This window comes from Mycobacterium sp., from assembly GCF_035603715.1.
Classification (GTDB): Bacteria; Actinomycetota; Actinomycetes; order Mycobacteriales; family Mycobacteriaceae; genus Mycobacterium.
Window position 1 is genome coordinate 1 of the sequence record NZ_DATNJW010000083.1, and the last position, 8,412, is coordinate 8,412.

Here is an 8,412-nt window from a genome sequence, read left to right on the forward strand (position 1 = left end):
TCTCGTCGTTACGGGAAAGCTTCGACACCCTGATCGTGATCCCCAACGACCGTCTGCTGCAGACGGGCGATGCCGAGGTGTCGCTGATGGACGCCTTCCGCAGCGCCGACGAGGTGCTGCTCAACGGTGTGCAGGGCATCACCGACCTGATCACCACGCCGGGCCTGATCAACGTCGACTTCGCCGACGTCAAGGGCATCATGTCGGGCGCGGGCACGGCGCTGATGGGTATCGGTTCGGCACGCGGCGACGGCCGCGCGCTCAAGGCGGCCGAGATCGCGATCAACTCGCCGCTGCTGGAAGCCTCCATGGAGGGCGCCCAGGGCGTGCTGATGTCCATCGCCGGCGGCAGCGACCTGGGGCTGTTCGAGATCAACGAAGCGGCCTCGCTGGTGCAGGACGCCGCCCACCAGGACGCGAACATCATCTTCGGAACGGTCATCGATGACTCGCTCGGCGACGAGGTACGAGTCACCGTGATCGCAGCGGGCTTCGACGCGAGCGGGCCGGGCCGAAAGCCGGTCGTCGGCAACACCGATACGTCGACCACGATCGCGTCGGGCAAACACGGCAAGGTCAGCTCCAGCTTGTTCGAGCCCGCCGACGCGGTGAGCGTGTCGGTGCCGACCAACGGCGCAACCTTCGACATCGGCGGCGAGGACGACGATGTCGATGTGCCGCCGTTCATGCGGCGCTAGCCACACGATGCAATGACGGCCGCGACACGGTGTCGGGGCGAGGCGGCCTTGCTCAAGCCGGATACTGGGCAAGTGAGCGTTCGTATCCGGCGGGTCAGCACCACTCGGGCAGGCGGTGCCTCGTTGCCGCCGTTCGACACCTTCAACCTGGGCGACCACGTCGGCGACGACCCGGCTGCCGTGGCGGCCAACCGGATCCGGCTGGCCGCGGCCATCGGACTCAGCCCTGACCGGGTGGTGTGGATGAACCAGGTGCACGGTGACCACATAGAAGTGGTCGATGGCCCGCGCGACACCGCGTTCGACGACACGGACGGATTGGTAACGCGCACACCGCGACTGGCCCTGGCGGTGGTCAGCGCCGATTGCGTTCCGGTGCTGCTGGCCGATGCGCGAGCGGGCGTTGTCGCGGCCGTGCACGCCGGCCGGGTCGGGGCTCGCGACGGCGTGGTGGCCCGCGCCGTCGAGGTCATGCTGTCGGTGGGTGCACACGAGCCGGACATCTCGGTGCTGCTGGGGCCCGCGGTCAGCGGCCGCAACTACGAAGTGCCCGCCGCGATGGCCGACGAAGTGGAGGCAGCGCTGCCGGGCAGTCGCACCACCACGTCGAAGGGCACGCCAGGGCTGGACCTTCGGGCCGGAATCGCTTGTCAGCTCAGGGCTTTGGGCGTGAGCGCGATCGATATCGACCCGCGGTGCACGGTCGAGGACGTCAACCTGTTCAGCCATCGCCGCGGCGCCCCGACGGGGCGGCTGGCCTCGGTGGTGTGGATGGAATGAGCGCATTAGCGGTAAACCGTTCCGCCCGACCGGAGCGGGAAATGCAATTAGCCGATTCTTTGGCGGCGTTACGGTCGCGGCTGGCGGCGGCCGCCGACGCTGCCGACCGCAAACTCGATGAAATTCAACTGCTGCCTATTACGAAATTCTTTCCGGCAACCGATGTGGCGATTTTGTCGCGATTGGGATGCGCCGCGTTCGGCGAATCCCGCGACCAGGAAGCGGCGGCGAAGGTGGATGAAGTCGCTCGGTTGCTGGACGGTCCGGCGGGCGCCGGCGCCGCATCGGCGGGCCCGCAGTGGCACATGGTCGGCAAGATCCAGCGCAACAAAGCCCGCTCGCTGGCCGGCTGGGCGCACACCGCCCACTCGGTCAGCAGTACCCGGGTAGTCGCGGCGCTCGGCCACGCGGTCGCAGGCGCACTGAGCGACGGGCGTCGGAAGAATCCGCTGCGGGTCTACGTGCAGATCAGCCTCGATGGTGACGTGTCCCGGGGCGGCGTAGACGTTTCCGACGCCGGTGCCGTCGACGAAATCTGCGCGCAGATCGACGCCGCCGAATCCCTTGAGCTGGTGGGCCTGATGGCGATTCCACCGCTGGACTGGGAGCCGGATCGTGCGTTCGCGCTGCTGCAGTCGGAACACCATCGGGTGCGTCGGGCCCACCCGGCCGCGGTCGGATTGTCGGCCGGTATGTCGAACGACCTCGAAATTGCGGTCAAACATGGTTCGACGTGTGTGCGTGTCGGTACCGCGTTATTGGGCCAGCGAACGCTACCGTCACCGTCAGTAGTCACTCCAGTCACATCTTCATCACAGACACCGGAATCCCCAGAGCTGTAGAAGGGTCAAGCGATGAGCACACTGCACAGGGTCAAGGCCTACTTCGGCATGGCTCCCATGGAGGATTACGACGACGAGTACTACGACGACCACGCCCCGGCGCGCAGCGGCTACCCGCGGCAGCGCTTCGCCGACGAGGGATATGGCCGTTACGAGGGTCGCGAGTATGACGATCCGCGCGGCGAGCCCGCCGAATACGGCGCGGGCAGCTATCGCGGCGGGTTCGCCGATGAGCCCCGCTTCCGCGGCCCCGACTATGACCGCGCCGATGTGGGTCGCCCGCGCTTCGGGTCGTTGCGCGGCTCCACCCGCGGCGCGCTCGCGATGGATCCGCGCCGGATGGCGATGCTGTTCGACGAGAGCAGCCCGCTGTCGAAGATCACCACGCTGCGGCCCAAGGATTACAGCGAGGCCCGCACCATCGGCGAGCGGTTCCGCGACGGCACGCCGGTGATCATGGACCTGGTTTCGATGGACAACGCCGACGCCAAGCGGCTGGTCGACTTCGCGGCCGGGCTGGCCTTCGCGCTCCGTGGCTCATTCGACAAAGTCGCCACCAAGGTGTTCTTGCTCTCACCGGCCGACGTCGACGTCTCCCCGGAAGAGCGCCGACGCATCGCCGAGACCGGCTTCTACGCCTACCAATAGCCGCGAGGCAGGGCAGCGTCCTAGCCGGTAGGGTGGCGTTCGGCGGCTACTGAGGCTGTCGCCAAGGTCACATCTTCATCACTAAAGGTCGGGCTCTAGTTGACGCTGCTGGTGCACATCATTGGTTTTGCGCTGTTCATCTTCTGGCTACTGCTGATCGCGCGCGTGGTCGTTGAGTTCATCCGGTCTTTCAGCCGTGATTGGCATCCGCGCGGCCTCACCGTCGTGATTCTCGAGATCATCCTGTCGGTCACCGATCCGCCGGTAAATCTGTTGCGGCGGCTGATACCGCAGCTCACCGTCGGTGCCGTGCGCTTCGACCTGTCCATCATGGTGCTGCTGCTGGTGGCGTTCATCGGTATGACGATGGCGCTGGATTATCAGGGCTGACTCCGCCAGGCCTGCCCGGGTGACCGTCGTCTATTCGGCTGAAGCAGTTTGCCACGGCTCGGATTTGGCTCGGATATGGCGATGATTTGACGCTTTCTTAGACTGTGAAATTCGGTCTTATTTATTGACCGATTCGGCAACCGGCGGGTCTGGTGTGACAGGATGGGCCGCAGTTGCAACATGGCTACGACACCGTTCATCCCGTTCTACACTTTCCTGGACGGTTTGGCTGTCCACACCCAAGGGGGCTAAGAATGCCGCTGACACCCGCAGACGTCCACAATGTGGCGTTCAGTAAGCCGCCCATCGGCAAGCGTGGTTACAACGAGGACGAGGTCGACGCCTTCCTCGATCTGGTCGAGAACGAGCTGACCCGGCTGATCGAGGAGAATTCCGATCTGCGTCAGCGGGTCGCAGAGCTGGACCAGGAGCTGGCCGGCGCCCGGGCCGGTGGCGCCAGTGCTCAACCCACCCAAACCATTCCGGTGTACGAGCCCGAGCCCGAGCCGGTCAAGCCGCCGCCGCAACCCGCTCCGGTCGCAGCCCCGGTAGCCTCCCCGCAACTCGGCGAGGAGCAGGCCATGAAGGCCGCCCGCGTGCTCAGCCTGGCGCAGGACACCGCCGACCGTCTGACGAGCCAAGCACAGGCTGAGTCCGACAAGCTGCTGTCCGACGCGCGGTCCAACGCCGACCAGATCCTCGGTGACGCGCGTCGCGAGGCCGAGACCACGGTTTCCGAGGCCCGTCAGCGTGCCGACGCCCTGCTGTCCGACGCGCAGACCCGCTCCGAGACTCAGCTGCGTCAGGCCCAGGAGAAGGCCGACGCATTGCAGGCCGACGCCGAGCGCAAGCACTCCGAGATCATGGGCACAATCAACCAGCAACGCACGGTTCTCGAGGGTCGGCTCGAGCAGCTGCGCACCTTCGAACGCGAATACCGCACCCGGCTCAAGACTTACCTCGAGTCTCAGCTCGAGGAGCTCGGACAGCGTGGGTCGGCTGCGCCGGTCGATTCCGGCGCCACCAACGACGCTGCGGGATTCAACCAGTTCAATCGGGGTAATAACTAGGCCGGTCGGAGATACCGGCTCCAGCGGTCGGTATCGTGCACTGTTGGCAACGTCGCCCGTCGGCTGGAGGTTAACAAGTGCTGATTATCTCGCTGGTACTAGCGGTGATCGGCCTTGCCGCGCTGGTGTTCGCGGTGGTCACCAGCAACGAATTGGTCGCCTGGGTATGTATCGGCGCCAGTGTGCTGGGCGTCCTGCTGTTGATCATTGACGCTCTACAGGAACGTCGCCGGCGTGAGGCGGGTCCGGCAAGCCATGGACCGGGCTCAGCCGACGCCCCGGAGTCACACGAAGACGACGAGGCAGCGGATTACCCTGCGGATGCGCTCGACGAGGCTGACGGTGCGACCGACGACAGCGTCAGCGACGACCACAAAACCTCCTAGGCGCCAGGCCGGGTCGCCAACAAGTCGCGGACCTCGTCGTCGCTGACTTGATGGAAGTCGACGAAAACCTGGCCCACCGCGTCGAATTCGTCCGGCATCGTCGCGCACACCACGTCGTCGGCCTCCTCAGCCAACACTTCGCAGACCGACCGCGGGCCCACCGGCACAGCGACCACGATCGAGTCGGGGCCGGCGGCCCGCAGCGCTCGCACCGCCGCGAGGATGCTCGCACCGGTGGCGATCCCGTCGTCGACGACGATGACCGTTCTGCCGCGTGGATCGGCGACCGGTCGCTCGCCCCGGTAGGCGTGTTCGCGCCGAACGAGTTCGGCGGATTCGCGTTCGACGACCGTGCGCACCTGATCGTCGCTGATACGCAGGCTCTTCACCACGCTGTCGTTCATCACCACGCCGCCGCCGCTGGCCAGCGCCCCCATCGCGAGTTCGGACCACTGCGGCACACCCAGCTTCCGCACCAGGAAGACGTCCAGCTCTGCGCCCAGGGCCGCGGCAACCTCCCAACCGACCGGCACGCCGCCGCGGGCCAGCCCGAGCACGAGCAGCCCCGCTTTACCGCGATACGACGCCAATTCCTGGGCCAGCACGCGACCGGCTTCGCGACGGTCGCGGAAGGTGCGTCGCGGCCGGCGCAGAAAGCCGCTGGGTCCGTCCATGGACCATGCTCGCCGTCGTCGGGTACCTGTTCTAACTCGCAGCGTATTGCGTGAGACATCCCGGCGTCGACTAGGCACGCTGGTGAACGAGACGACCGGTCGTCCCGCTGGTCTCCTCGATCTCTCGCCTTTCCCGCTCGATGTGCCAGATCCAGTTACCGAAGATGGGCCTGTCGATGGCAAGGGCACCGACGGGGGCGATGACGAAGATCGAGAGCAACGTCCAGATTGTCGTAGTCATCACTTAGTCCTTCCGTGGCTGAAAGCCCACGATTAGCTACGGCTGTGGTTGGCCTAAGCCGGCTGAGAGACCCTCGCGGATTCCCCGCTTCATCTCTTCCGTCCCAGCGCGGCCGCCAGGTGAAGCTGAGTGTTGGCAGCTACAGCGCAAGTCGCCGAACTGGTTCGGGTCGGCGCCGACCGAGTTCGCGTCGCCGCTGGCCGGTGCCGCTACCCCAACCCAGACGCCGAGAGCGACAGCGCCGCTCACGAGCATTTTCATCAGCACCGGATGGCGTCCTGGGCGAGCGCCGCCTATGTCGTTGCCACCCATTGCGGTGCCAAAAGCATTGCTGGAGAGGGTCGTTGACATGCCTTTAGGTTGCTCTCGGCGCGTCGGGTTGTCTGCGCCGCTAGCCGCCATCAGCGGTTGGCGTCAGCTGGATGGTTCGGCTACCGGCTAGCTTCAATTCGCCTGACGGGCTGTCCGACCCGGGGCGAGGCCAACGTCGGCATTCCGGCCTTCGGAGGTGGCGCGGGTGGGCTATCTAGCCGGGATCGTGGCAGCGATGCTGCGCTGAGCTATCCCTCGGGCCCCGTCGATATGGCCTCGGCCCGCTCGCGGGCGGCCCGCGCCACCGGTGAGTGTTCCAAGTAATCAATCGCGAGCTGCGTGGACACCTCCGCGATCGGGTGGTAGCCCGGCCGAAGGTAGCGGCCCGGCACCCTTACCGCGACCAGATATGGTCCCGGCGCCCGGTACTGCCGGGCGGCTCGGAACCAGTCTCGCCAACGCGGCTTGGTGCTGATGGTCGGGTCCTGCGCCATCAAGAACCGCAGTCCCGCAATCCACCAGAATGCGAAAGTCGGCGCAGTCGACAGCATCGTCAACGCTCTCAGGGCGTAGTTACCGCACACGTTCTGGTAAACGTCGAACACCAGCGAGCGGTGCTCGATCTCCTCGGCCCCGTGCCAGCGCAGCAGGTCAAGCATGGTCTGGTCGGCTCCGGCATTATCGAGACCCCGGTTCTGGATGAACCACTCACCCAACGCAGTGTTGAAGGGCTCCAATGCCGCGGTAACCGCGAGCCGCCGGTAGAGCGACATTCGCTGCAGTACCCGTGGCCATTCCGGGTGCTGCTTCCCCAGCTTGGACAGCCATTTGTGCAGCTTGTCGGTGTATGGCGTGGTGTCGATGCCCTGCTCCGCCAGATGCTGTAGGACCATCTGGTGCGCCCAGGCATGCCAGGCCTCCTGCTGGATAAAAGGCTTGATGGCCGCTTGCAGGTCCGCGTCGTCGACCAGCGGTTCCGCCTCGGTCATGGCCTGAATGAACCAACGCTCGCTCACCGGCAGCAACAGGTGATACACATTCAACATGTGGGTGGCGAACGGGTCGCCCGGTACCCAGTGCAACGGGGTGTTCGACCAGTCGAAGCGCGCCTTCCGGCGGTGGGTCGGATATCCGTCGTGGTGGACCTCGCGAAGAGTCATCCGCTCTTTCCCATACCAAGTTGCCGCCCGGATCCGTTGCCAATTGTAATACCAGTTGGGCGTGACTTTTCAGCTGAACTACAGGATTGCCAGGCCAACAGCTTTCGAAACCGCCGTCGTCGTGGATGGACACGCCGGCGCCGACGTAGTCGGTTTCTTCGACACCGAACCGGCGGCTTTCCCTCCGCGCGTCGCTCTCCTTAGCCGGCGCCACCTCGGTGCCGCACTCGGGACAGTGGCCCCTGCCGTCGACAGCACTAGGGTGGGTCCTCATGGATCTCAAACGACGGATACCCATGCTGCGATGGTCGTTCTGGCGAATGGCTGCAGGGGTTCGCAACCTCACCATCACGGGCCAGCTGGGTGACGGACGCGAAGCGGCTGCGATCGACTACGTCCTGCAGAACTCGCGGGCCGGCGACATGGACGACGTGCTGGCCACCTTCGACAAGTTCGCCTACGAAAAGTCGATGTTGATCAACGTCGGCGACGAGAAAGGGCTACTCCTCGATGCGGCCGTCCGGCGCGCCAATCCCGCGCTCGCACTAGAGCTGGGCACTTACTGTGGCTATGGGGCTCTGCGGATCGCCAGGGCCGCTCCGAACGCCAAGGTCTACTCGGTCGAACTCGCCGAGGCCAACGCCGCCAACGCCCGCCAGATCTGGGCTCATGCCGGTGTCGCTGACCGCGTGACCTGTGTCGTCGGCACCATCGGCGACGGCGGGCGCACCCTGGACGGGCTGGCTGACCAACACGGATTCATCTCTGGTGCAATTGATTTCGTGTTCCTCGACCACGATAAGGACGCCTACCTGGACGACCTGAAGAGCATCCTTGACCGGGGCTGGCTGCATCCGGGCTCGATCGTGGTCGCCGACAACGTCAAGGTGCCGGGCTCACCGAAGTACCGCGAGTACATGCGCCAGCAGCAAGGCAAGCTGTGGGACACCGTCGAGCACAAGGCGCACCTCGAATACCAGTCACTGGTGTCCGATCTGGTGCTGGAGTCCGAGTACCGCGGCTAAAACCTCCTGCGCCCGCAGGTCGGCTGCGTTGTCACCGAGGCATGAACGAGTTAAGCCGTGTCCGAGGGGGGACTTGAACCCCCACGCCCATTAATAGGGCACTAGCACCTCAAGCTAGCGCGTCTGCCATTCCGCCACTCGGACCGAGACCAAATCAAGCAGCTAAGGCTATCGGATGGGTATGCC

Annotated in this window: 10 protein-coding genes, 1 tRNA gene and 2 pseudogenes; 9 read left to right on the plus strand and 4 right to left on the minus strand. The window is 65.4% G+C overall.

Going from position 1 to position 8,412, the window contains the following annotated elements:
- The 7 genes from VN856_RS03480 to VN856_RS03510 form a co-directional block, all read left to right on the plus strand.
- Positions 1-698: cell division protein FtsZ (locus tag VN856_RS03480; protein WP_325686174.1), on the plus strand; the 698-nt coding region annotated here is incomplete at its 5' end.
- A gap of 72 nt (positions 699-770) precedes the next feature.
- On the plus strand, positions 771-1,478 hold the full coding sequence (gene pgeF / locus VN856_RS03485; protein ID WP_325686176.1) for a peptidoglycan editing factor PgeF: 708 nt from the start codon (positions 771-773) through the stop codon (positions 1,476-1,478).
- Positions 1,475-2,320 carry a YggS family pyridoxal phosphate enzyme gene (locus VN856_RS03490; protein ID WP_325686178.1) on the plus strand — a complete coding sequence of 282 codons (846 nt, stop codon included), beginning with the start codon at positions 1,475-1,477 and terminating at the stop codon, positions 2,318-2,320. Before pgeF ends, VN856_RS03490 begins: the two co-directional genes overlap by 4 nt.
- Positions 2,321-2,332: 12 nt before the next feature.
- The gene (locus VN856_RS03495; protein WP_325686181.1) at positions 2,333-2,968 is read left to right on the plus strand and encodes a cell division protein SepF; all 636 of its coding nucleotides are present in this window, start codon (positions 2,333-2,335) and stop codon (positions 2,966-2,968) included.
- A gap of 99 nt (positions 2,969-3,067) precedes the next feature.
- The gene (locus VN856_RS03500; protein WP_325686183.1) at positions 3,068-3,358 is read left to right on the plus strand and encodes a YggT family protein; all 291 of its coding nucleotides are present in this window, start codon (positions 3,068-3,070) and stop codon (positions 3,356-3,358) included.
- Between the two features lie 254 nt (positions 3,359-3,612).
- On the plus strand, positions 3,613-4,428 hold the full coding sequence (locus tag VN856_RS03505; protein WP_325686185.1) for a DivIVA domain-containing protein: 816 nt from the start codon (positions 3,613-3,615) through the stop codon (positions 4,426-4,428).
- A 77-nt stretch (positions 4,429-4,505) separates the two neighbouring features.
- The gene (locus tag VN856_RS03510; RefSeq protein ID WP_325686186.1) at positions 4,506-4,814 is read left to right on the plus strand and encodes a hypothetical protein; all 309 of its coding nucleotides are present in this window, start codon (positions 4,506-4,508) and stop codon (positions 4,812-4,814) included.
- Here the strand turns inward: VN856_RS03510 and VN856_RS03515 are convergent.
- Together VN856_RS03515 and VN856_RS03520 are read right to left on the minus strand one after the other, a co-directional pair.
- Positions 4,811-5,488, minus strand: a pseudogene (locus VN856_RS03515) (phosphoribosyltransferase); the annotation flags it as partial. The gene VN856_RS03510 and the pseudogene VN856_RS03515 overlap by 4 nt on opposite strands.
- Positions 5,489-5,558: 70 nt before the next feature.
- A complete protein-coding gene (locus VN856_RS03520) occupies positions 5,559-5,729 on the minus strand; it encodes a hypothetical protein (RefSeq protein ID WP_325686188.1) in 171 nt (56 codons plus the stop codon).
- A 478-nt stretch (positions 5,730-6,207) separates the two neighbouring features.
- Here VN856_RS03520 and VN856_RS28855 point away from each other — a divergent pair.
- Positions 6,208-6,288 (plus strand): annotated as a pseudogene (locus tag VN856_RS28855) (amino acid-binding protein); the annotation flags it as partial.
- Between the two features lies 1 nt (position 6,289).
- Here VN856_RS28855 and VN856_RS03525 read toward each other — a convergent pair.
- Entirely contained in the window at positions 6,290-7,201 is a 912-nt protein-coding gene (locus VN856_RS03525; RefSeq protein ID WP_325686190.1) for a metal-dependent hydrolase, read from the minus strand.
- Between the two features lie 272 nt (positions 7,202-7,473).
- On the opposite strand from VN856_RS03525, the gene VN856_RS03530 reads away from it, so the two are divergent.
- A complete protein-coding gene (locus tag VN856_RS03530) occupies positions 7,474-8,226 on the plus strand; it encodes an O-methyltransferase (protein WP_325686192.1) in 753 nt (250 codons plus the stop codon).
- Between the two features lie 58 nt (positions 8,227-8,284).
- On the opposite strand, the gene VN856_RS03535 is transcribed toward VN856_RS03530, so the two are convergent.
- Positions 8,285-8,370: transfer RNA gene (locus tag VN856_RS03535), tRNA-Leu, on the minus strand.
- Positions 8,371-8,412: the final 42 nt, after the last annotated feature.